Source organism: Pseudomonas sp. UBA1879, from assembly GCF_002338065.1.
In the GTDB taxonomy this organism is placed as follows: Bacteria; Pseudomonadota; Gammaproteobacteria; order Pseudomonadales; family Pseudomonadaceae; genus Aquipseudomonas.
The window spans coordinates 1-23,819 of sequence record NZ_DDHJ01000004.1 but is presented as its reverse complement, the minus strand read 5'-3'; the positions used below and the strand labels follow the sequence as shown (position 1 = coordinate 23,819).

Sequence of the window (23,819 nt, the reverse complement as noted above, 5' to 3'; positions counted from 1 at the left end):
GTGCTAGCGAATGGGTGTTGGCGGCATGCCGACAACTGGCTCGTACAACCAATAGCGGTCGGCGGCTGTATCCCCGCACTGCGAATCCATTCACTCTGAAGAAAGTCTGCCAACCAAAAATCAAAAACCCCGGCACTTAGGCCGGGGTTCAGGTATTAAGCAGTCAACTTACTGCTGCTGATATTGCTGGCCCGGAATGGGTTTGAGATTGACCTCTACACGACGGTTTTGGGCTCGACCGTTAACGTCCGCGTTGCTGGCAATCGGCGAATCAGGACCGGCGCCGCGCACCGACAAGTGAGACGCATCCACTCCTTGTGACGTCAGGTACGTTGCCACGCTTTGCGCGCGCTGTTGCGACAGGTCCATGTTGTGCTGACGGCTGCCGGTGCTGTCGGTGTAACCCACAATTTCAATCATGTTCTGGTTGTACTGTTTCAACGACCCGGCGAGGTTGTTCAGCGGCGCATAGAAGCTGCTGGCAATCGCTGAGGAGTCGGTGGCGAACGTGATATTGCCCGGCATGACCAGCTTGATGTTGTCGCCTTCGCGTTGCACTTCAACACCCGTGTTGGCCATGCTCGCCCGCAAGGCGGCTTCCTGCTTGTCAGCGTAGTACCCGTAACCGGCAGCGCCGGCGCCCACCACGGCTGCACCAATCAGTGCGCCTTTGCCACGATGGTTATGGTCGATGGCGGCACCGGCCACGGCACCAGCCAGCGCACCTAAGCCACCGTATTTGGCGGTTTTGCTCACGCCGCCGGAGTTTTGCGCCTGCCCCTGATTGTCATAAGGATTGTTCTGCGTGGCACAGCCCGAAAGGACAGTAAGCGCGGTGGCGGCAATGATCAAACGGCGAAAGGTCAACATCAAGGAGAGCTCCTGTTTTGCACTTCTACGGCCAACCACAAAGGCCGACGACTTGCGCGATTAGAGCATGGAGACCATTAAAAATTCCTTAACGCGGCCTGAACGATTCACGCCCTGACAAAGGGATTCTCACGCATTTCATCGCCCAGACGCGTGTCCGGCCCATGCCCCGTGACCACCGTCGCCGCCTCGTCAAGCGTATACAGCCGCTCCTTGATCGAGCGCACGATCGTCGCCTGGTCGCCACCCCATAAATCGGTGCGCCCTACCCCGCGCTTGAACAAGGTATCGCCTGCAATCAACAGCTTCGCGTCCTCGAACCAGAAACTCATCGACCCCGGCGTATGCCCCGGCGTGTGCAACGCCACGCCGCAACCGCATGCCAGCGTTTCCTCATGGTCGAGCCAGCGATCCGGCGATGGCACCGGCACGTAGGGCACGCGAAACACCTGACATTGGGTTTCGAGGTTGTCCCACAGGAACTGATCCTCTTTATGCAAATGCAACGTCGCTCCGGTCTTCTCCTTCAATTGACCGGACGCCAGGAAATGATCCAGATGCGCGTGGGTGTGAATGATGCTCACGCATTTCAGGCCATGGCCCTCGAGCTTCGCCAGGATCAACTCGTGATTGCCACCGGGATCGACCACGATGGCCTGTTTCGTCAGAGGATCGCCAATGATCGTGCAGTTGCACTGCAACGGGCCGACAGGGAAGGTTTCGCGGATAAGGGTGGGTGCTGGGGTTGGCATGCTTGATCCGTACGATTCGATGGTCTACGTGTGGCAGCGCGATCGTAGCATCAGGCGATCAATATGACCCTGGTGTTCAGAAACATATCCATCATGGCTAAAATGCCGGAAACGCTGTTAACTGCCTGACAGTAAACGTTGGAGATCGCCATGACAGACGCCAGAATTCCAGAGCTTTCCGAAGAAGCCATTTCAAATCTGGAAAGCCATATTCCGGAGATGGCTGCAGGTGCAACATCAGCAGCCTATTTCCGAGCGTTGGCCGCGGGCCACACTGTCTTGCAAGTGCAAGGATCGAATGTGGTTGAGGCGCAGGCCGACGGCAGCGTCCGGATCGTCGCCGCCATACGCCCTCGGCGCAAGGTTACCGTAGGCAAAGTCATCAAGGTGCGCAGGCTCAATGCCGGTGCCTAGGCTACGGGTCTTCGCCGGACCCAATGGCTCAGGAAAAAGCACGATCAAGGACCAGATTTCTCCCGGCCTCATTGCCACCTATGTCAACGCGGATGAGATCGAGAAAGAGGTCAAGCAAAGCGGCTTTCTCGATTTAGGCCCCTTCAACATACAGACCACCCTGGCTGAACTTCGCACGTTCATCATCCCCCATGCCATGATCCACAAAGCTCGACTGCACGAGCAAGCTCATTTGATTGGACTGGAAGATCGACGCATCGACTTTCGTGGTATCGAGATGACTCCTACTACTCCTCCGTCATCTCGGATTTCATTCGCCACAAACTTCTCGACCTGAACAGGAGCTTCACCTTCGAAACGGTGATGTCGTCAGACGATAAAGTCAAATTCATGAAGCGGGCACAGGATCAGGGCTATCGCACTTATCTGTATTTCGTTGCGACCGATTCAGTGACGATCAACATCAACCGGGTTGCAAACCGAGTCGATGACGGTGGTCATCCCGTCGCTGAGGAAAAAATCATAAAGCGCTATCGTGGGTCGCTTGATTTATTGCCTTCCGCCGTAGCCGCCTCCAACCGATCGTACATCTTCGATAACTCGGCTGACAAATCCGTCCTGCTGGCCGAGGTCACTGACGGCACCGATCTGCAATATCACTGCGAAGAAATCCCGGAGTGGTTGGTCAACGCTTATGTCGATAAAGTTACGGACCCAGACAGCGACGAGTGAGCGTCAGTCCGTAAGTCGCATCATGCCCACCCCATACTCACCAACACCACTCCCAACAGCCCTACATACGCCCACGCGTGCAGCCGATCCGGGATGCGCCCCACCCAACGTGCCGCCAGACGCATGCCGAACCAGGCGCCGAGGGTCAGGAGGGCGAAGGCGATGAGGTTGACGTAGCCGATGTAGCCAGCGCCCAAGTGCGTGTTGGCCAGCGCGCCGGTGAGCATGTAAGTGGCCGTGCCCACGAGGGCGACCGGCAGGCTCAGCGGGTTGGCCATGGCGGTGGCCTGGGTCATGCTCAGGCCGCAGCGCCGCAGAAGCGGGACGGTCATGACGCTGCCGCCCACGCCTAGGAATGTCGCAATAGCGCCGATGAGAATGCCGCCGGGGCCTCGAGTCATTGCGCTCAGACGTCGCGGTTCACATTCAGCGGCGTGTAAGACGAAGCCGTGTCTGAGCAGGCAATCGGCGATGGTGATTGCCAGATAAGCCATAAACGCCACGCGCAATACTGAGCCGTTGACGAAGCCAGCCGCGACAGCGCAGATCAGCGAACCGATCCCAATGAAGCCCGCCAACGGCCACAGCCAATCCTTCAGCAGCACGCCCGCGCGGGCGGAGCGGCGGGTGCTCAATGACGCGTTGACGATCATCACGCAAGTCGAAGTCGCCACGGCCACATGCATCGCAACGGGCGCGCTCAACCCTCCGACTTCCCCGCTGTGCAAGACGCCATACAGCACCGGCACGACCACGAAGCCCCCTCCAAACCCGAACAGTACAGTCGTCACACCAGAAAGACCGCCAAACAGCACCAGCAAGAGATACGTCATCGTCTCGAACCTTGAAAAAGAAGTGCGCACGATAAGAAAGCCGCGCACGTCGAACTTGAGGATTCGGGCCATTCATGTTTGTGTTTCGGCCAGACTCTGGGAAGAACACGCATGCGCAACGTCTCTATCGAAGTCCTCGACAACACGGCCCGCCCGGTCGTGGCGATTGGCAATGATTACGCCGACGGCTATCTGCTGCGTCGCCACCACCATCGCCGCGCTCAGCTGCTGTATGGCTCAACCGGAGTGATGAAGGTCTCGACCGCTGAGGGCGATTGGGTAGTGCCACCGCAACAGGCCGTGTGGATTCCACCGCAGATGGAGCATGAAGTCCTGATGCTCGGGGTCAGCACCCGCAGCCTTTATATCGAACCGTCTACGGTGCCCGTTTCCCGAGCGGCCTGCGAAGTCATCGGGATTTCGCCACTGTTGCGCCAGCTGCTGATCGAGGCGGTGGAGATGCCGTTGACGTACGCATTCGATGGCCGCGACGGCGTGCTGATGACGCTGGCGCTGCTCGAAATCGGGCAGGCTAAAAAACTGCCACTGCACCTCGCCTTGCCCGACGATCCTCGCCTGCCTGCCCGTTGTCAGGCCTTCTTGCAGCACCCGGACATTCATCAGTCGCCCCAGGACTGGGCGCAGGCGTTGTTCGTCAGCGAGCGCTCGTTCAGTCGTCTGTTTCGGGAACAGACACAGATGAGTTTCGGCCAATGGCGGCAACAGGCGTGCGTGATGCTGGCGCTGTCGCGGCTGTCAAGCGGAGAGCCCATCACCCGCATTGCGCTGGATCTCGGCTATGAAAGCCCGGCTGCGTTTTCAACTATGTTTCGTCGGCTGACGGGCCGTCCGCCCAGCCACTACGTTCGCAACTAAAGAGACTCTAAGCGCGGGGAAAGTTGAACTAGCGCAGGTTTTACTCATAGGACGCCGAGGGTGTTTCGCTCAGCCTCTACACTCACCTGAGTGTGTTTCAGGAAACGCACACAACAGCGCATGGATTTATTTTTGCTGCTTAACTTTCAGGGGACATGAGCAATTCACGCTAACTGTCTGTTTCGTATGGACAAAGGCCAACATTCCCTGTTTTTCAGGGGCTTATTCAATTCATATATTTTTCAAAAAACCCCTCATATACTGGCATTGCGCAACCATCGGAATGCGTTGTGTTCGAGATGATAAGACGTCGACTCGATGACCCGCACGGCAGCACAGACCCAACGCGAAACGAGCAGTCACTATGCTAAGAAAAATCGCGGTCTCCGACCTGACGCTGGGCATGTACATTCATGAGTTTTGCCGCCCTCGGGCGCACGATCCATTCTGGACGCTTCACGTAGAGCGCGAGCTGAGCGATGAGGCTGTTTTGCAGCGCATTCAAGCATCCACCCGCGAGGTATGGATCGATACCCGCCTCGGAAAAACGCCCGATGAGCACACGCCGATTCTGGCTGTTGCCTCGACTCACGTTCCTGCGTCTGACACCACAGCGACCTGCATCAAGGAAGAACTGGCTCGCGCCAAGATGATTTGCGGGCGGGCCAAAGATGCCGTGATGACCATGTTCACTGACGCGCGCATGGGCCGCGCGATGAACGCCAAAGACGTCGATCTACTGGTCGAAGAAATCTCGACGTCCATCATGCGTCACCCTCATGCGTTGATCAGTCTGTCGCGTTTGAAGACGTCCGACGAATACACCTACATGCATTCGGTTGCGGTTTGCGCACTGATGGTGGCCCTCGCTCGGCAAATGAATCTCAGTGAAGAACAAGTGCGTGATGCCGGGGTCGCGGGCTTGATGCACGACGTGGGCAAAATGATGATTTCGCCCACCATCCTCAACAAACCCGACCGCCTGACGTACGACGAATACGAAGCGATGAAACACCACCCGCAGGCCGGGCTCAAGATTCTCCAAGACTGTCAGCAGGTAACCAATGCCGTGCGGGACGTCTGCCTGCACCATCACGAAAAGGTCGACGGCAGCGGCTACCCCCACGGTCTGAAAGGCGATGAAATCAGCCTTTTCGCCAAAATGGGTGCGATCTGTGATGTCTACGACGCCGTGACGTCCGACCGACCCTACAAGAGGGGCTGGGACGCCGCGCAATCCATTCGCGAGATGGCGTCCTGGAAGGGCCATTTCGACGAAAAAATCTTTCAACACTTCGTCAAGACCGTCGGTATTTACCCGGTCGGCGCATTGGTCCGCCTGAAAAGCGAGCGACTGGCGGTGGTCGTCGAGCAGGGTGAAAAGTCGTTGTTGCACCCGAAAGTAAAAGCGTTCCTGTCGACCCGGACCCGAATCGCTTTCGAGCCCGAACTTGTCGATCTGGGCGCCCCCGACGAGCAGGACGCCATCCTCAAATACGAACTGGCGGAGAGTTGGGGCTTAGAGGATATCGACGCCCTGTGGGCAGGGGATGCGGCGCCGTAACGCATTTGAACGATCCGTTCGAGGCGTCACCCCCGCCGCAGAGGCACGATGCCCACCTGCATGCCAAACGGCTTGAACACCGCATTAAGCGTTTGGAATGTCGGATTGCCCTCATCTTGCTCAATCTGGCGCAGCGTTCGCAGCGAGATTTTGCACATGGCAGCGAATTGCTCCTGGCGCAGCCCTGTCACCTCATTGCGCAGGCGTTTGACTGCGCCCCCGATGCTGATAGTGCCGGCGCCCAATTGGTCTCGCAGCTCCTCCAGAATCACGCCGCGCTGGCGCATCTCGTCACTCATACCAGCCCCCATGTCGCGAAGGTGCGCTCGAGCCGAGACACGGCAATCCGGGGATGCTTGAACGTCTGCTGGGGCAGGCCAGCGTCGTTTAGCAGATCAGGCAGCGCGAGCAACGTCTGGGCATCGCGCCGAAGGCCGTCGAACAACCGATCGGGATCGTCCCACTGCGCCAGCGTACGACAGGCGCCAAGCCAGTCGACCTCCCCCGCGCGTTCGATCGGTTCGGGCCATTTGGTTGTGCGCGTCACTCCCTCCTCATCCATGACCATCGGCGCCAGATCGTAGATAGGCGCCAGCGTCAGCCGCTGCCGGTCACGCAGAATGGCGGTGTTGCGACCATGATTGTCGCTGTTGCCCAGGACCTGATTGATCAGATCGCGGCGCAGATACTCCGCGACCAACGCAGGAATTTCACTGTCTTGACCATTGTTTGACCAGGCATCGGCAAGCGCTTCCACCGCCTGTACGTGAGACATATAACTTCCAGGGCGTGTGACATCGGCCAATGAATACACCGACTCGACGGCCAGTCGCGTCACGCCATGCTGGTCCACCCGGCGATCGAAGCGCTTCATCCACAAGCTGGGCTTTCGGGCTTCCTCCAGACGCATGCCGTCACATGGCACGACATTAATCCCAATCCGTGCCAACGCCTGGTAATAGCAGAACTCACTTCTGAGGATCGTACGGTCGGTGTCGTTGCCTTTGTTGCGGGAGAACTTGACGAACCAATGCTGGCGTACATCCCCGTCATCAAGCGCGGCGTCAGGGTGCATGAGCCCTTCAGCGTCTTCCGCCAACAGCAGTTTCGGCGCTTCGCCCCCCGCCCCGGTGGCCCCGCCCACTGCGGCACCCTGTTCGTAGGCGTATTCGAGAAAGCGGCTGTCCCATGTGATGACTTCGTTGCGATCAAATCCGACGCTGCGGCCTTGAGCGAGTACGTCAACCGATGTTTTGATCCTGAGATGACCGACCGGTGCGGGCGTGCAGCGCTGCAATAAGACCAGGTCTGCGGCGGCGTCGTTGCCTTCAGGGAGTGCGAGCCGCGCCAAGAGAAACCGACGCGCAGCGCCCGCTGGCAGGACATCCAGCAAGAAGGCCGGCATGGTAGGCGTACGGTGGAGATCCCATGCGACGGGGAGCCGGGCGCTGACAGACTGCGCAGTCGTCGCGCCCAGTGCGTCGAGATGGTTGATCAAATAGTGGTGGTCATAGGCAAAATTGCAGGGGCTGCCCTGTCCCAGTTCGCGCTGTTCGAACTCCAGGTTCATGGCGTCCTGCCAATACCCCAAGGTGTAAAGCTGCAAGGTCAGGCGCATGGATTCGACTCGGCAATATAATGCCTAAATCCTAAGCGTAGCTGCATGAAAAGGCAATTTACTGCCGAAAAATCGGCGCCGACAATCCTTATCAGCATTTTAATGCCGATCCGATAGCAGCCCGAGTTCTTGCGCGCGCGCCACGGCTTGGGTTCTGCGCTCCACACCCAGCTTGCTGTTGATGTGGCTGGCGTGGGTTTTGACGGTGTGGAGCGAGATGAACAGCCGCTCGCTGATTTCCTGATTCGAGCAGCCTTGGGCGATCAGCTGAAGCACGCCGAGTTCGCGGGCGCTGAGTGCGTCGGCGCCGGGACAGGGGGCGCTCTCGCTGATGCCCCGTGCGCACGGAAGCTCTTTGTTGACGTGGGGCGAGAGATGATTGAGCAGATAGTCGACGAGTCGGCAACGTGGACGTTTGAGCAGTTGCTCGCTGAGCCAGTCCGGGTGCAGACGAATGACACCGAGCAAGGGCAAGACCGAGCCCCCCGTAGCGTTCTGCAGGCTCCGGCCAAGCAGCGTTTGCGCCTGGGCCTTGTCCGCCGTATCGAGGGCCATCAGGAGCAGCTGGCTCGAAACGTTGAGGCTGAGTATCCCGGCCCCCATGATTTGCGCAGCGGCTTCAAGCCTTGTGAGGCGATCGATGGCAGACTCGGTGCGGCCCTGAATCTTGTCGAGCATCGCGCGCAGCAATTCAATGTGTTGCGGCAGGAGGGGCATGCATTCCGGCGCTGCAGCGGGGTGATCGCCGCCGTAGGTTTGCCCCAGGCGTAACAGCCAGGCGTCGGCCAGGTCGATACGCCCCTGCGCCAGCCACAGTTCGCATTTGGCCAGCGTGATCATCGCCAGGTAATACACGGGCGGCACGTCCCAGATGTGCATGAGCCGCTCGGCCTCGGCCAATTCAGCGAAGGCCTCGGCGAAGCGCCCTTCCCGACCTTCCATCCCGGCGATCACACAGTGGCCGATCAACACACTGATGTCGCGGCACGCCCGTGCTTCGATCACACCGGCATTCAGCCGCTTGCGCCCAGCCTCGAACTGCAGGCACTGGACGAGCAAGTAGCCTTCGTAGAGGGTCAGCCGCGCGCGAACGGCGTAAAGCCGCTGTGCTGACAGCCCGTTCAAGCGGCGCAAACCCTGACGCACTTCCTCCAGCGCACGCAATGCCTCACCCCGAGCCTGCAACGTACGCGCCCGGTCGTAATGCGCCAGCGCTTCGAACAGCGGATTCGCGACCCGTTGCGCCACTTCCAGCGCGTCGCGATTCAACGCTCGCGCTTTCCACAGGTCCCCCTCGGCGATGGCCAGATTGGCCAGCGTCGACAGGCATAACAGCCGCTGGCCATAGCGCTTCTGTGGCAGGCTCGCCAGTGCCTCACTGCAATAACGGTGCGCGGTTTCACTGTCGCCTCGGCCACGGGCAATGATGCCGCTGAGCGCCAGCCACTGGGCCAGCATGGATTTCTGCGCGGTGGCCGAGGGCGCGGGTAAAAAGCGGCTGAGGTGACTGCCCAGTTCTTCGGCGGCATCCAGCTGACAGGCCAGGCCCAATGCCCACGCATACAGCACGATCAAGCGCGGCGTGCTGATCAGCAGGCTGTCGGGCAGGTCCATTTTCCAGCGCAGCAGCATGCCGACATTCTGCTCGGCCAACAGCTGTTCTTCGGACAGGTTCTGCACCAGGTTGGCCGCGACATCGTGATGACCCGCACGCAGCGCCTGTTCGATGGCCTCGTCCAGCAGGCCCTGTTCGCTGAACCAGCGACAGGCGTTCAGGTGCAGGCGTCTCTGCTGCGGTGCGACGTTACTGCCTGCTCGGGCTCGCAGCAGATCGGAGAACAGATGGTGATAACGGAACCAGCGGCCGTTTTCGTCCAGGGGCACCAGAAACACCTGATGCGCCTGTAGGAAGGCAAGCATTTCGGCGCTGTCATGACTGTCACGCGCGGCGTCGCACAGCGCGCTGCTAAAGCGTTCGAGACAAGCGGTTTCGTACAAAAAGGCCTGTACATCGGCAGGCAGGCAGTCGATGACCTCTTCGAGCAAGTAATCACGAATCAGCCCTTCGCCACCGTTAAGCCCTTGGGTCAGCGTGTTGCTCCCGGCCTCGTTAGCCGCGAGCAGCCAAAAACGCAGACCGGCGACCCACCCTTCGCTGCGTTGCAGCAGGCTGTGCAGCGCTTCCTCGGTCAGTGAATTGCTGTGGTGGTCGAGCACGGCCATGGACTCGTCATCGGTCAGGCGCAGGTCGTGTTCAGAGAGCTCGAGCAGTTGCCGGGACAGTCGCAGCCGCGCCAGATGCCAGTCCGGACGCTGTCGGCTGGTGACCATCACGATGAGGCCCGCAGGCAGATGATTGAGCAGAAATTGCAGGCAACGGTCGAGAACCGGGCCTTGCACGAGGTGGTAATCGTCGAGCACCAGCAGCAGCGGCTTGCTGAGCATGAGGTGCATCGCCAGCTCGTCGAGCAGCCCGTCGAGCCACTCTTCAAAGGCAAAGGGCTGATGCCGTTGACGCATTTTCAGCAGGCCAAGCGCCTGACCGCCCAACTGAGGAAAGAATTGCTGAAGCCCGGATAAGAGGCGTTCGAGGAAACGGCCCGGATCACTGTCGCGCTGGCCCAGGCCAAGCCAGAGGTTTTGCCATTGACCCGGCAGGCTCTCGCAGAACTCCACGGCCAGCGAGCTCTTGCCAAACCCCGCGGGCGCGCTGACCAACAACAGCCGCCCGGACAACCCCGCACTCAGCCGCTCGCACAACCTGGGCCTGGGCACATAGCCCTCAGGCAGGGGTGGGCGGAAGAAACGTCCTTCCAACGCAGTGACTGCGTGATTTGCCATTCCTTGCAAACGCGACAGATCAGTCATGGCCGGCTCTTGTTAGAGGTGCTTGTTATTCGGCGTTCAGATGTCGGGAGACTAGCGGCTAAGCCCACTGTTTTGAAGAATGTTCGACGAAAGACTGTAAGAAAACGTATCCCATCAACAGGGCGAATGTTGCTTTATATGTTTGGGGAGGGGAGGCATTACGCGTGTTCACGCTGTGGAAGGCGGCTCGCAGCAAGCCGGTTTGCACAGGCGTGGGGAGTGACTAAAAAACACCCCGGATGATCGGGGTGTTTTTTTGCAACGATGGGCTTCAGTCATCGGGTAAAGCGGCGCAGGACGGCCCGTGCTCTGCAGCTGTGATCAACAATGCACGGCTCTGCGCCAAAGGGGTTTACGGATCAGCGCACGCCTTCCTGACGCAGAGCGTTAGGCTGGAAGTCGCTGACCGTGGCGGTGAAGCCAAAGTCGTAGGCTTTTTTCTCTTCGTTCTTCATGCCCAAGGCCAGGTAGCGGCCCGATTGCAGGTCGTACAGGGCCTCGAGTGCGTACCACGGCACTTGTTTGTCGTAGTAGTTCTCGGCGTGAGCTTCTGCCACGCGCCAGAGTTGGCCGCGACCGTCGTAGTGATCGATAACGGCAGCTTGCCAAGTGTCTTCGTCGATGAAGAAATCACGTTTGGCGTAGATGTGGCGCTGGCCCTCTTTCAAGGTAGCGGTCACGTGCCAGACGCGGCGGAGCTCGTAGCGTGCGAGGTCCTGGTTGATGTGGCCTGCCTTGATGATGTCCGTGTATTTGAGTTTCGGATCGTCGAGCTTGTAGCTGTCGGAGGCGATGTACAGCTCTTGTTTGCCGATCAACTTCCAGTCATAGCGATCCGGCGCGCCGTTGTACATGTCGAGGTTGTCAGAGGTGCGCAGGCCGTCGGCAGCGGTACCCGGGCCGTCATAGGACACTTGCGGTGCACGACGTACACGGCGTTGACCAGCGTTATAGACCCACGCCGCGCGTGGCTCTTTCACCTGGTCGAGCGTTTCGTGTACCAGCAGCACGGTCCCCGCCAGACGTGCCGGCGCGGTCACTTCCTGCTTGAAGTAGAACAGGATGTTGCCCGGGTTTTTCGGATCGAAGTCCTTCATCTTGTCGCGGAAAACGAACTCGTCATGGAAGTACACCGGATTGAACGAGCCATTCGTTTGCGGCGTGGCCTGGGTCACCAGACGTGACACGCTACCGCCGCGGTAACGGGTGATGTGGTTCCAGATCACCTCAAGCCCGTCTTTGGGAATCGGGAACGGCACCGCCGTCTCGAAGTTCTCCAGGCCGTTACCACCTGCCACCAGTTTAGTGTTGGTGGCGTTTTTCTTGATGGCTGCGAAGACGTCAGCGGGCACGGCAGCGCCACGGTGCGATGGGTAAACCGGCATTTTGAAGGTATCCGGATAACGCTTGAACATCGCGTATTGACCCGGTGCCAGCTTGTCTTTGTACTGGTCGACGTTCTGCGCCGTGATGGTGAACAGCGGTTTTTCGTTGGCGTAAGGGTTGGCGAGGAAGCCTTTGTCGTCGACAGCGCCAGCGTTGGTCGCCATCGGGGTCCACGCCGGAATGGTGCCGGCGGCATTGCCTGCTTTTTCGGCGCCCATCGGTGTCAGCGTCGTGCCCAGCTTGGCGGCTTCGGAATCGGAAACCGCCGCCATCACCCCGGTCGCCAGTAATGACAGACCCAGTACGCCGATGTGCAGCAGCCCCTTCGTGATTTTTATATTCATGGTCATTCCTTAGAAGTTCATACCGAAGCTGAGGGCCACGAAGTCGCGGTCATCCACTGTGGTGTACTTGCCGTCGAAGAAGTTGGTGTAGGAAAGGTTGGCGGTGTAGGTGTTCTGATATTCCGCCTCAACGCCCAGGCTGACCGCCTTGCGCCCTTCTTCGAAGTTGCCGCCAGGACCTGGCGAATAACCTTTGACGTCGTGGGACCACGCCACGCTCGGCTTGAGGTTCACACCGGCGAACACGTTGTTGTAGTCCCAAATGGCGCGGGCGCGATAACCCCACGAATCGGTGGTCGTGAAGCCGTCGTTTTCGCAGTAGCGGGTGAGGTTGTTCAGTGGCGCGCCGGCCAGGGTGCTGGCGTTGAGTGCAGCGCATTGCCCATTCGGCAGAGGCCCTGGGCCGTAGCTCGGGTCGCGGCCATAACGCAGCTTGGAAGTGCTTTCCAGACCACCGACGTGGGTCCAGCCCACCTCGCCAACCATGGTCAGACGCTCGGCCCCCATCACCTGATCGAAGAAGTGAGTGAACGTGGTTTGCGCCTGACTCACTTCCTTGCGCCGGTAGCCTTTCTGATCCTGACCTGGCGTGCCTTGCAGCAATGCGACGCTCGGGTTCAACGGCGTCAGGCCGGAATACAGGATGTCAGTGGTGTTCAGCTGCACCGGCGCGTTCGGACGGTAGCTCAACTCGCCGCTCCACGCCGTGCCGGTGGGCAATGTGGTGGAGAAGCTAAGGCCGAACAAATGGATATCTTCCGGGTATTCGACGTAATAGCTGGAGTTGCCTGCGACCACCACCGGCAGCAGGGTCGGTGCCAGGCTGGTCGCTACCCCGAGCGGTACGCCCCGGCCAACCAGACCGCCGACCAGTCCCGCCGCACTGTAGGCACTGGCCGGCCCGCCCTTGCCGCTGAAAATCGGCGAACGGCTGTGATAGTTCATGTAATAAGCGCCGAACTCGGTGTCCAGCGGCTCGAAGTTGTAGTGCATGGCCAGGCCGTATTGGCCACTGTCCCGGGCATCGCGATCAGGACCCCGGGCCACGACCGCACCTTCGTCCGGGCTGCCGAAATTCACGCCGCGCGCTGCCAGCGTCGCTTGTACCGGTGCGCGCAAGGCCGCAGGCAACGCGGCGTTCAGGCTATTGCGCGTGCGCAGGACTGCCAGGTTATTGCGGCAACCATCGGCGATCACATCAGGTTGCGAGAAGAATGTGCCGCAGTTGTCAACGACCGTCTGGTCCCATTCCAGCTGATAGAAGCCTTCAGCCGAGAGGTTTTCGGTGATGCTTTGCGACAGGTAAAACATGTTGACCGGAATCAGACCTTCCTTGATTTCCGAGCCAGGACGGCGGAATGCGGACACGTCGATGGGGTTGATGCTGTTGATGCCGCCACCGATGAAGGTGCTTTCACCCCAGCTGACGACCTGCTTGCCGAAACGCACGGAACCCGGCTCATCGGCGATGGAGTAGTTGTGATAGACAAACGCATCGAGCAGCTCGAAGCCTGAGGACTTCGCCCCCTCCTTGCGGCCCGAGTCGCTGATGTCCTTGAACTCGCGGCCTTCGTCTTTGAGCTCGAAGTCGTACCAGTACTTGCCTCGCAGGAAGACGCCGGTGTCGCCGTATTTCAGTTCCAGATCGTGAATGCCCTTGAAGATCTTCGAAAAAGTCTCCCCACTTTTGAAGTTCAGGTGGCCATCGTCAGAGGTTTGCGAAAGCCCATGTCCGCCGTTGTTGGAACCGATCAGGTTCTTGTTGGCGTTTTGGGTAGACCAACTGGCGCCAACGGAGAGCGACGAGTCGAAATTACCTTCGATTTCACCGATGTTGAAACTGACGCCGAATGCAGGACCGGCGAGCGTGGAAGCGAGGCTGACGGCCAAGGGCAATCTTGCCCGGCGCCAGAACGGGTTTGCTGATGTCATCGACGCTACTCCATGTGCTTTTATTTTTATGGCAGTGGGTGCTTCCGGAAACGACTCAGGCGGACAGATCCGCGATGCCTGGGTGTCAACGCGTGTCGGGCAGCCCATGCGAAGCTGCGAAACGAGTCAGCGTTTTTCTCCGGTGCCTACCTACTGCCGACTATAGCCAGCAGGTCAAACGGCTTGATCCCTCTAAAGTGTGATTTGCAGCGTCCACCCCTCTGACCCGCCGATTTCAACGGCGTGAGCGGCGCGGCACAGGGAGGATGGCTGAATTTATAAATTTGGCAAGGGAGACGTCTAAAACGCGGCATTGCAGCCCATCGCCCCGACTGAAATCAGGGCGATGGGCGGGGTGAGGATGACTCAGAGGGTCGAGAGGAAAGCGCTGTTTGTGCTCTGCCATTCGAGGATGTCGAGGCGTATTTTTTTCTTGTCGAGCTTGCCGACACTGGTCTTGGGAATTTCAGTAACAAGGGCGATCTGGCTCGGGATTGCCCACTTGTTAATGTGCCCCTGTTCCACGAACGGTTTCAGGTGTTCTTTCAAGGCCTTGGCGTCGACCTCGTGACCTTCGCGCACCACGAGTAACGCAAATGGGCGCTCGCCCCACTGCGGATCGGCGATCCCGACCACCGCCACTTCGCGCACACCCGGATGGCGGCTGCACAAATCTTCCAGCTCCAGCGAAGACACCCACTCCCCGCCGGTTTTGATCACGTCTTTGATGCGGTCGCGAATGTCGATGCCGCCCATGCTGTCGAGCGTCGCTACGTCCCCCGTGTGCAGCCAGCCGCCGGCCCACAGCTCGGCGCCCTTTTGCGGCTCGTTGTAGTAGCTTCCGGTCAGCCACGGCGCTCGCAACACCAACTCGCCTTGGGTCTCGCCATCGGACGGCAAGAAGTGGCCTTCGCTGTCGACAATCGCTGCTTCCACCAGCACACCGGGCGTACCGGCCTTGATTCGATAGGTGATGCGCTCGTCTTCGCTGCCCGCCAGCAATTCGTCATTCAGGTGCGCCACCGAGACCAGCGGACCGGTTTCGGACATGCCGTAGGCGCCACTCAACTGAATGCCCTTGGCCTTGGCTGCTTCGTACAGCGAACGGTTGAGAGAGCTGCCACCGATGATGATGTTCCAGCCCGTGAAGTCCACGTCCTTGGCAGCCTTGGCGTTGAGCACCATTTGCAGGATGGTAGGCACGCAGTGGGAGAAGGTGACCCTCTCCTTACGCCACAGCTCGACCAGCAGTTCCGGGTCATAGCGCCCGGGATAGACCTGTTTCACACCCAGCATGGTCGCCGCGTACGGCACACCCCAGGCGTGAACGTGAAACATCGGGGTGATCGGCATGTACACCTTGTCGGTGCGCAACTGCCCCTCGACGCTGCCCATGATGGTGGCAACGGCCAGGGTGTGCAGGACCAACTGACGATGGGTGAAGTACACGCCTTTGGGGTTGCCGGTGGTGCCCGTGGTGTAAAAGGTCGTCGCCACCGAGTTCTCGTCGAAATCTTCGAAACGGTAATGCGGACTCGCCGCCGCCAGCAGGGTCTCGTATTCGCCCACGAGATTGGGCAGGTCGGCAGTCTTGTCGGCCGTGTCGGTCAGTAACAGAGTGTTCCTGACGGTGGTCAGCCTGCTGGCGAAGCTGTTGTAGAGCGGAACGAATTCACTGTTGACCAGCACGAACCGGTCTTCAGCGTGGTTCATGGTGAACAGGATCTGATCCGGCGACAGGCGCACGTTGATGGTGTGAATCACCGCGCCAATCATGGGAATGGCAAACATGCATTCCAGATACCGGTGGCTGTCCCAATCCATGACCGCCACGGTATCACCTGCTTTCACCCCCGCCTCGGTCAGCACATTGGCCAGTCTGCAGATGCGCTCGTTGAGGGTCAGATACGAATAGCGTGATTGGTCCCGGTAGACGATTTCCCGCGATTTCTCATACCGACTGCCGGACAGCAGCAGGCTTTTGATTAAAAGAGGGTATTGATACGCGCCATCGGCTGGTGGAATCACGCGGGTCTGCAGCATAAGAATCCCTTTCAAGAGGCATGTGCGGTGCTGAAAATATGCACTCTAGGGCCTTCACTCGCCAGCCAAATCAGCCAAAGGGATGATTCGTTTGACGAGTGACCCTGCAGCCGTTGCGCCATCTGTCAGGGTGAAACGGCTTGTCGCGAACGGGATCGCACCGCTCTTGGGAGAAAGTCCTCGGGAGTATCCGAGGCATTGCGGCGGTTAAATCAGTTGAAACGGAAGAAATTCGCTTTAGGAGTGAGCTTGCTCGCGACAGCAGTGGGCCTGAGCCAGTTGTCCTGACTGACTCGACACCATCGCGAGCACGCTCACTCCTACAGGCTTAACGGGATCGTGAACTCAATGTATCTCGGTCAACGCCAGCTTCAGCCCCAGCGCAACCAACACCCCGCCCATCGCCCGATCAAACCAGTGCCCCATGCGGGCAAAACCGGCGCGGACGCGTTCTTGGCTGAACAGACGTGCGACGAGGCAGAACCACAGACCGGTTGCGATGGCCAGATAAACGCCATAGCCGGCCTGAACCCACATCGGGGTGTGCGGGTTGATGACCACGGTGAACAGCGACAGGAAAAACAGCGTCGCTTTTGGGTTCAAGCCATTGGTGACGAAACCTGCGGTGTAAGCGCCCCGAGCGCTGCGCTCGCCCTTGGCGATATTGACCGGCGCGTCCGAGGCATTGGCCGGCTTGGCGCGCAGGGCCTTGAAGCCGATGTACAGCAGGTACGCCGCAGCCGCCCATTTCAACGCGTTAAACAGCACGATGGACTGCGACACGATCAGCCCGATACCCAGCAGTGAATAGCCGACATGCAAGAGAATCGCGGTTCCCACACCCATGGCGGTATAGGTACCCGCCTTGCGACCGTGGGTCACGCTCTCGCGCACGACTACCGCAAAGTCCGGCCCAGGACTGGCCACGGCGAGCAGGTGAATGAGGGCGACAGTGAAAAATTCCGTCCAGTACATCGAGGGGTCTCCAGGGCTCTTTATGCCAATGACATGTGCTGTTACGTTGGCTACCTTACGCTCCCAAATCACCCTGCAAAAGGTACAGCTGATGTCGAATCAACGCAGAGCCGTTTTCCTGGATCACACGTCTCTGGATCTTGGCGATCTGGACCTGACCCCCTGGCGTGAAACCTTCGGTGAACTGGTCTTGCATTCGAGCACCACCGCGGACCAGGTGATCGAGCGTCTGCAAGGCGCAGATGCAGTGATTTCCAACAAGATCATGATCGATGCTGCCACGTTCGCCGCATGCCCGGACCTCAAGCTGGTGCTGGTCACGGCCACAGGTGTCAACAACGTCGACCTCGAAGCGGCGCGCCGACATGGCGTCGTGGTCAGCAACTGCCAGGGTTACGGGACGCCCTCAGTGGCGCAGCACGCGCTGATGTTGCTGTTGGCAATGGCCACGCGCCTGCCGGATTATCAGCGGGCGATTCAACAGGGCCAGTGGCAGACATCCAAACAGTTCTGCCTGCTGGATTTCCCTATTGTCGAGCTGGAAGGCAAAACGCTCGGCCTGTTGGGGCATGGTGAACTGGGCGGCGCGGTGGCGAAGCTGGCCGAAGCCTTTGGCATGCGTGTGGTGCTGGGGCAGATTCCGGGGCGTCCTGCCCGTCCGGACCGCGTGCCGCTGCATGAATTGCTGCCGCAAGTGGATGCGCTGACGCTGCACTGCCCGCTCAACGAACACACCCGCGACATGCTCGGCGCTCACGAACTGGGCCTGATGAAACCTAATGCGTTCATCGTCAACACGGCCCGTGGCGGCCTGATCAATGAACAGGCCTTGGCCGATGCCCTGCGCAACGGCCATCTGGGAGGCGCGGCCACCGATGTGCTGACGGTAGAGCCGCCCGTGAATGGAAACCCGCTGCTGTCCGGCGACATTCCCCGCCTGATCGTCACCCCGCACAGCGCATGGGGCAGCCGAGAAGCCCGCCAGCGCATCGTCGGCCAAATCAACGAAAACGCTCTCGCGTTCTACGCCGGGGCGCCGATTCGGGTGATTGGCTGATCCGTTGCGCAATCCAGATCGGCTCTTGATTCTGGCGGAAAGCCGTAGGAGCGCGCTTGCCCGCGATGGCGGGGTGTCACGCTTCAGGAACACCGCCATCGCGGGCAAGCGCGCTCCTACAGTAGGTGTACCGGCTGCATCTCCTGCTAAACTCCGCTCTTTTTTCAGGAGCCGATGATGGACCCGCGCAGTGAAGTGTTACTCCGTCAGGCCGAGCTTTTTCAGGGTTCGTTGCTGCTCGCCAACCTTCCCGCCGATGACTTACTGGGCACGCTGCCCAACGCGCGTGGGTGGAGCTGGCATGGGGGGGATTTTGCCGCGCTGGACACCCGCTTCGGCGGTCGTATCCATTTCGGCACCGACGCCCCTACTGAGCCCTTAGAGGCTGCGGTGCTGTTCCTGCCTAAAGCCAAAGACCTCACCGACTACCTGCTCAATGCCCTGGCGTCACGGCTGGCGGGTCGCGAATTATTCCTGGTGGGGGAAAAACGCGCAGGCATCGAAGCGGCGGCCCGCCAGCTCAGCCCCTTCGGTCGCGCGCGCAAACTCGACAGCGCCCGGCATTGCCAGCTGTGGCAGGTCACCGTGGAAAAAGCTCCCCACCCCGTTGAGCTGAACAGTCTTGCCAAACATTTCGAGATCGAAATGCCAGGCGGCCCATTGAAAGTCGTCAGCCTCCCCGGCGTGTTCAGCCATGGCCGCCTGGATCGTGGGTCTGCTCTGCTGTTGGACAACCTTGATCGCCTGCCCACTGGCCATTTGCTCGACTTCGGCTGCGGCGCGGGCGTTCTGGGTGCTGCGGTCAAACGGCGCAACCCCGACATGAAGGTGACGTTGCTTGACGTTGACGCCTTCGCCACGGCGAGCAGCCGTTTGACGTTGGCAGCCAATGGTATGGAAGCTGAGGTCATTACCGGCGACGGCATCGACGCCGCGCCCGAATACCTGGACGTCATTCTGACCAATCCGCCCTTTCACACCGGGGTACACACGGATTACGCCGCCACTGAAAACCTGCTGAGAAAAGCACGCCAACATCTGAAAAAAAGCGGCGAACTGCGCTTGGTCGCGAACAGCTTCCTGCGCTACCAGCCGATCATCGAGCAGCATCTTGGCGTATGTGCCGTCATGGCCGAAGGGAATGGCTTCCGGATTTATCGCGCCAAACGCGCGTGAAATTAACGCTTGCCGAACCAAATTTCGGTAGGCAGAATCCGCTCCGTCCTAGGGGAGTAGTCTCCCACGAGCGCCACGCTCGTCCGGCGCGCATCAACATACTTGGTCTCCAGACCATGGTGCGTGCGACCCAGAATCCGCATTAGACGGATCAGCGGTTTGACAAGACCTATGACACGAACATCCTGACCCGGGGCGGGGAGGTTGTACGTGTCATAGCCGTGTTGTCCCGCCCCTTAGGAAACCCTGATGCTGGAATCCCTGTTGGTCCCCACCGCAGTCGTCGCACTGGCCGAAATCGGTGACAAGACCCAACTCCTCGCGCTCATTCTCGCAGCCCGCTTTCGCAAGCCCTGGCCGATCATTGCTGGCATAGTCGCAGCCACGCTCGCCAACCACGCAGCCGCCGGTGCCGTCGGCGCCTGGTTCAGCAGCTTCCTGTCCGACGCCGTGCTGCACTGGATCCTAGCCGCGAGCTTCACCGCCACTGCATTGTGGACGCTGGTTCCAGACAAAATGGACGACGACGAAGCGAACACCGGCCGCAAATTCGGCCCGTTCATGACCACGCTGATCGCGTTCTTCCTCGCCGAAATCGGCGACAAGACGCAGATCGCGACGGTCATGCTGGCGGCGCAGTATTCGTACTTGTGGCTGGTGATTCTGGGCACAACGCTGGGCATGCTGCTGGCCAATGTGCCGGTGGTGCTGGCGGGTAACTTCGCGGCGGAAAAGCTGCCCCTCACCTTGATCCGCCGCCTGGCAGCGGGGGCGTTCTTCATCCTCGCCATCGTGGCGGTGTACAAGGCGATGCAAGTGAGCGGCTGGGTGTAAGTCCCCTCCCGACTCCTGCCTGAGATTCAGCGTTTGCTGGAGATCTCAGGCACGGCACCCTCCCTGTGAGAGACGCCGGAGGTACGACGGCAGCGAAGGCGGTGTGCCAGACAACGCATCGACACTGACACATCGCAGTCGCTGCCGTCTTACCTCCGGCGTCTCCCACAGATCAAGCGGCGCACTTCAGCCAATCACCCCTTCGGCGCTTGCTCATAGAGCGGCATCACCTTCGGGATCGCGGCCTGCAACGAAGCGATCCGGTTGGATGACGCCGGGTGAGTGCTCATGAATTCCGGCTGCGATGCCCCCGCCTGTGCCTGCATCTTCTGCCACAGGGTGATAGCGGCATTGGGGTTATAACCGGCGCGAGCCGACAGCTCCAGTCCGATCAGATCCGCTTCGTTTTCATTGGCGCGGCTGTTGGGCAAGGTCAGGCTGTAATTGACCACGGTGTCAGCCAGCGCCAGGCTGTCCTGCCCCAGACCGAGCAGCGAACCGGCGCCGGTCTTGGCCATCTGAATGCCGTAGGCCTTGGACATCGCTTCACGACCGTGCTCACGCAATGCGTGGGCAATTTCATGCCCCATCACAGCCGCCAGCTCGTCGTCGCTGAGTTTGAGGGTGTCGATCAGACCGCTGTAGACAATGATTTTTCCGCCGGGTCCGCAGTTGGCGTTGAGCTCGTCACTCTTGATCAGGTTCACGTCCCACTGCCACTGCGCGGCATCCGGACGCAGCTTCGGCGCTTGTGCGATCAGACGCTTGGCGACGGCCTGCACGCGCTTGGCCTCTTCGCTGTCTTTGTCCAGCACGCCTTTGGACGACGCCTCGCTGACCGTCTGCTGATAGGACTGCGCATACATCTGGTTAACCTGATCGGTCGACAGCATGCTGAACATGTACTGCTTGCGTTCGACGCCCACCGCGTCTCCGCTGGTGGTGTTCACGGCCTGACAGCCTGCCACCAGCAGCGCTGCGCTCAAGGCACAAAGAGCAAAGGTCTTGCGCATTTTGTATCTCCGTAAAAACAAGGCGTTCATGCTAGGCGGTACGCCCGACAAGTGCCAGATAGAAGCCGTTTGCCATGTGAACAGCCGATAAAAATGGCACGCATGTAACAGAGACAAAACATTTCCCTTAGTTCCTGCAGTGCCGCTGACGAACGATTGAACCCCTTGGAATTGTTGGGCTGCGAGCGACATGCCCAATTACGACCCGTCCCGTTCAAAAGCGGCCACTTCGTCGGAATGCGCTCATTAAAGTTCGCGATAAGGCGATATCTCCTTCAGGCGCAATGCCCTGTCCGGAGCTACCATGAAGTTCAAATCGATCCAGTCCTCAGTTGCCGCATTGGCAGGCGCTATTGTGCTCAGCGTAGTGGCGGCCCTCGTTCTGTATTCGCTGTTTTCCGGTGCGCGCACACAGGCGCTCGTGGATAAACGCACAACCGCTCAGTTCGAACAGGCGATCCAGCAACGCCTGACCGCCATTGCGCGCACCCAGGCCAGTGAAATCCAGCGCGAACTGGAAGCGCCGCTGCACACCGCGGCCGGCCTCGCCACGGTGAACGCCGCGTTGGGCATGAAGGACAGCAAGGGCGAGCCGCTGTTGAAAGTCAGCCGCGAGCATCTGCTCAACGTGTTGCACGAAACCGTGGTGCAAAATCCGAAAATTCTCGGTGCCTACATCGGCTGGGAAAAAGACGCGCTGGATCACAACGACGCTGCCTACGCTGAAACGCCGATCACCGGCGTCGACCCTAAGGACGGCCGCCTCATGGCCTGGTGGTATCGCAAACCGGACGGCACATTCAAGCTGGAAAAACTCGCCAGCCTCGAAGACACCAAAATCCTCTCCACCGGCATTCGCTCCAGCGAGTACTACCTGTGCTCGCGTGAAACCCGCAAACCCTGCGTGATCGACCCGGCGCCGTATAAGGTCGGCGACAAGATGGTCATGCTGTCGTCGTTCATCGAGCCGATCATGCTCGACGGCAAGTTTCAGGGCATCGTCGGCGCGGACCTGTCGGTGAACTTCATTCAGGACATGCTCGAAAGCGCCGACAAAAAACTCTACGACGGTGCGGGTGATATGGCGCTGATCGCCACCAACGGCCGCCTGGTCGCCTACACCAAGGACACCGGCAAGCTCGGCGAGAAGGCCAGTGACATCCTCGACGCCAACGAAGTCGCGAACCTGAGCAAGATCGTCAAGGGCGAAGTGAGCTACGACATCGACCAGGAACATGGGCATATCGAGCTGTACCTGCCGTTCGGCATTGGTGAAACGGATGCGCGCTGGACGTTGATGATCCGGGTGCCGGTCAACGCGGTGATGGCCGACTTGCAAGCGCTGCAAAAAGACCTGGCCCATCAGCGTGAAACCGACATTTTCGGCATGACCATGGTCGGCCTGCTGATCGCCGCACTGGGTCTGCTGATCGTCTGGTTCGTAGGGCGCGGGATCGCCCGGCCACTGAAGCAGATGGTGGTGATGCTCGACGACATTGCCAAAGGCGAAGGTGATCTGACGCGGCGCCTCACCAGCGATCGTGCCGACGAACTTGGGGCGATCGCCACGGGCTTCAACACCTTCCTCGGCAAGCTGCAGGTCATGATCAGCCAAGTGGTGACCTCGGTGCAGAAGGTCAGCGATTCGTCCGAACACACCGCCGATATCGCCATCCGCACGAACAACGGCGTGCACAAGCAGATGGCCGAGATCGATCTGGTGGCGACGGCCGTGCACGAAATGACGGCGACGGCTCAGGACGTGGCGCGTAACGCGACCCAAGCCGCACAAGCCGCGAACCATGCGGACGATGCCGCGCACCAGGGCATGCGCATCGTGCACAACACCTCGAACTCCATCAGCGAGCTGGCCGTGGAAATCGGGCGTGCGGTCGGCGTCGTGCAGACGCTGGCCAAAGACAGCGAGAACATCAATGCGATCCTGACCGCTATCCGCGGCATCGCCGAGCAGACCAACCTGCTGGCGCTGAACGCGGCCATCGAAGCGGCGCGGGCGGGCGAACAAGGCCGCGGCTTCGCGGTTGTGGCCGATGAAGTGCGCAACCTGGCGCAGAAGACGCAACAGGCGACCGAAGAAATCCAGAACATGATTCAGGCGCTGCAAAGCGGCACCCGGCAGGTCGTGAAGGTCATGGAAGACAGTCAGACCAAGACCGACGAGAGCGTGGGCCATGCGGCCGAAGCGGCGCAGGCGCTGGAAAGTATCACCAAGGCCGTGTCGGTGATCAACGACATGAACACCCAGATCGCCAGCGCCGCCGAAGAACAAAGCGCCGTGGCCGACGACATCAACCGCAACGTGATCAACATTGGTCAGGTGGCCAACGAAGTGGCGGGCGGCGCGGATGAGTCGAGCCAGGCGAGTGCGGAGTTGACCAAACTGGCAGAGCAACAGCGTCGGTTGATCAATCAGTTCAGGGTGTAACGGACGCACGCGAAGCGTTGCCGTTTTCTGTAGGAGCCGGCTTGCTGGCGAATGCTGAGTGTCAGCAACACATCTGTGGCTGATCC

At 59.8% G+C, this 23,819-nt stretch carries 20 protein-coding genes, 1 pseudogene and 1 riboswitch; of the genes and pseudogenes, 10 read left to right on the top strand and 11 right to left on the bottom strand.

The window, feature by feature from the left end:
* Nucleotides 1-168 precede the first annotated feature (168 nt).
* Nucleotides 169-870 carry an OmpA family protein gene (locus tag B3N48_RS03305; RefSeq protein WP_296179356.1) on the bottom strand — a complete coding sequence of 234 codons (702 nt, stop codon included), beginning with the start codon at nt 868-870 and terminating at the stop codon, nt 169-171.
* Nucleotides 871-977: 107 nt separating this feature from the next.
* Complete coding sequence (locus tag B3N48_RS03300) at nt 978-1,622, bottom strand: MBL fold metallo-hydrolase (protein ID WP_296179352.1); 645 nt, start codon at nt 1,620-1,622, stop codon at nt 978-980.
* A 150-nt stretch (nt 1,623-1,772) separates the two neighbouring features.
* Between B3N48_RS03300 and B3N48_RS03295 the strand changes: the two genes are divergently transcribed.
* From B3N48_RS03295 to B3N48_RS26720, 3 genes are read left to right on the top strand one after another with little or no spacing between them, the layout of a single operon-like run.
* Entirely contained in the window at nt 1,773-2,036 is a 264-nt protein-coding gene (locus B3N48_RS03295) for a hypothetical protein (protein WP_296179349.1), read from the top strand.
* A complete protein-coding gene (locus B3N48_RS26725) occupies nt 2,023-2,373 on the top strand; it encodes a hypothetical protein (RefSeq protein ID WP_349677018.1) in 351 nt (116 codons plus the stop codon). Before B3N48_RS03295 ends, B3N48_RS26725 begins: the two co-directional genes overlap by 14 nt.
* Before the next feature lie 53 nt (nt 2,374-2,426).
* Complete coding sequence (locus B3N48_RS26720; RefSeq protein WP_414704190.1) at nt 2,427-2,768, top strand: hypothetical protein; 342 nt, start codon at nt 2,427-2,429, stop codon at nt 2,766-2,768.
* A 20-nt stretch (nt 2,769-2,788) separates the two neighbouring features.
* Here B3N48_RS26720 and B3N48_RS03285 read toward each other — a convergent pair whose 3' ends face one another.
* Nucleotides 2,789-3,601: a sulfite exporter TauE/SafE family protein gene (locus B3N48_RS03285; RefSeq protein WP_296179348.1), complete on the bottom strand. Its 813-nt coding sequence runs from the start codon at nt 3,599-3,601 to the stop codon at nt 2,789-2,791.
* A 111-nt stretch (nt 3,602-3,712) separates the two neighbouring features.
* On the opposite strand from B3N48_RS03285, the gene B3N48_RS03280 reads away from it, so the two are divergent.
* Both B3N48_RS03280 and B3N48_RS03275 read left to right on the top strand, forming a co-directional pair.
* Nucleotides 3,713-4,477, top strand: coding sequence for an AraC family transcriptional regulator (locus tag B3N48_RS03280; RefSeq protein WP_296179346.1), 765 nt, complete (start codon nt 3,713-3,715; stop codon nt 4,475-4,477).
* A gap of 364 nt (nt 4,478-4,841) precedes the next feature.
* Nucleotides 4,842-6,041, top strand: a complete 1,200-nt coding sequence (locus B3N48_RS03275; protein WP_296179343.1) for an HD-GYP domain-containing protein — start codon at nt 4,842-4,844, stop codon at nt 6,039-6,041.
* Between the two features lie 26 nt (nt 6,042-6,067).
* Here the strand turns inward: B3N48_RS03275 and B3N48_RS03270 are convergent, their stop codons facing one another.
* The 7 genes from B3N48_RS03270 to B3N48_RS03240 form a co-directional block, all read right to left on the bottom strand.
* On the bottom strand, nt 6,068-6,340 hold the full coding sequence (locus B3N48_RS03270) for a helix-turn-helix domain-containing protein (RefSeq protein WP_296179340.1): 273 nt from the start codon (nt 6,338-6,340) through the stop codon (nt 6,068-6,070).
* Nucleotides 6,337-7,659, bottom strand: coding sequence for a type II toxin-antitoxin system HipA family toxin (locus B3N48_RS03265; RefSeq protein ID WP_296179337.1), 1,323 nt, complete (start codon nt 7,657-7,659; stop codon nt 6,337-6,339). Before B3N48_RS03265 ends, B3N48_RS03270 begins: the two co-directional genes overlap by 4 nt.
* Nucleotides 7,660-7,758: 99 nt before the next feature.
* Nucleotides 7,759-10,527, bottom strand: coding sequence for a LuxR C-terminal-related transcriptional regulator (locus tag B3N48_RS03260; RefSeq protein ID WP_296179336.1), 2,769 nt, complete (start codon nt 10,525-10,527; stop codon nt 7,759-7,761).
* Between the two features lie 359 nt (nt 10,528-10,886).
* On the bottom strand, nt 10,887-12,251 hold the full coding sequence (locus tag B3N48_RS03255) for a DUF1329 domain-containing protein (protein WP_296181556.1): 1,365 nt from the start codon (nt 12,249-12,251) through the stop codon (nt 10,887-10,889).
* A 15-nt stretch (nt 12,252-12,266) separates the two neighbouring features.
* On the bottom strand, nt 12,267-14,189 hold the full coding sequence (locus B3N48_RS03250; protein WP_296179333.1) for a DUF1302 domain-containing protein: 1,923 nt from the start codon (nt 14,187-14,189) through the stop codon (nt 12,267-12,269).
* A 366-nt stretch (nt 14,190-14,555) separates the two neighbouring features.
* On the bottom strand, nt 14,556-16,232 hold the full coding sequence (locus B3N48_RS03245) for a fatty acid--CoA ligase (protein WP_296179329.1): 1,677 nt from the start codon (nt 16,230-16,232) through the stop codon (nt 14,556-14,558).
* A 345-nt stretch (nt 16,233-16,577) separates the two neighbouring features.
* The gene (locus tag B3N48_RS03240) at nt 16,578-17,207 is read right to left on the bottom strand and encodes a LysE family translocator (protein WP_296179326.1); all 630 of its coding nucleotides are present in this window, start codon (nt 17,205-17,207) and stop codon (nt 16,578-16,580) included.
* A 91-nt stretch (nt 17,208-17,298) separates the two neighbouring features.
* Here B3N48_RS03240 and B3N48_RS03235 point away from each other — a divergent pair, with 91 nt between their 5' ends.
* From B3N48_RS03235 to B3N48_RS03225, 3 genes are all read left to right on the top strand, one after another.
* Nucleotides 17,299-18,264, top strand: a complete 966-nt coding sequence (locus B3N48_RS03235) for a 2-hydroxyacid dehydrogenase (protein WP_296179323.1) — start codon at nt 17,299-17,301, stop codon at nt 18,262-18,264.
* 177 nt (nt 18,265-18,441) lie between these two features.
* Nucleotides 18,442-19,440: a class I SAM-dependent methyltransferase gene (locus B3N48_RS03230; RefSeq protein ID WP_296179322.1), complete on the top strand. Its 999-nt coding sequence runs from the start codon at nt 18,442-18,444 to the stop codon at nt 19,438-19,440.
* A gap of 38 nt (nt 19,441-19,478) precedes the next feature.
* Nucleotides 19,479-19,669, top strand: a riboswitch (yybP-ykoY riboswitch).
* Between the two features lie 20 nt (nt 19,670-19,689).
* Nucleotides 19,690-20,274 (top strand): TMEM165/GDT1 family protein, encoded by a 585-nt coding sequence (locus tag B3N48_RS03225; protein ID WP_296179321.1) that lies wholly within the window; start codon nt 19,690-19,692, stop codon nt 20,272-20,274.
* Between the two features lie 194 nt (nt 20,275-20,468).
* Here B3N48_RS03225 and B3N48_RS03220 read toward each other — a convergent pair whose 3' ends face one another.
* Nucleotides 20,469-21,287: a M48 family metallopeptidase gene (locus B3N48_RS03220; protein ID WP_296179320.1), complete on the bottom strand. Its 819-nt coding sequence runs from the start codon at nt 21,285-21,287 to the stop codon at nt 20,469-20,471.
* A gap of 304 nt (nt 21,288-21,591) precedes the next feature.
* On the opposite strand from B3N48_RS03220, the pseudogene B3N48_RS26795 reads away from it, so the two are divergent.
* Both B3N48_RS26795 and B3N48_RS26790 read left to right on the top strand, forming a co-directional pair.
* Nucleotides 21,592-22,875: pseudogene (locus B3N48_RS26795) on the top strand (HAMP domain-containing protein); the annotation flags it as partial.
* Between the two features lie 15 nt (nt 22,876-22,890).
* Complete coding sequence (locus tag B3N48_RS26790; protein WP_414704201.1) at nt 22,891-23,733, top strand: methyl-accepting chemotaxis protein; 843 nt, start codon at nt 22,891-22,893, stop codon at nt 23,731-23,733.
* Nucleotides 23,734-23,819 lie beyond the last annotated feature (86 nt).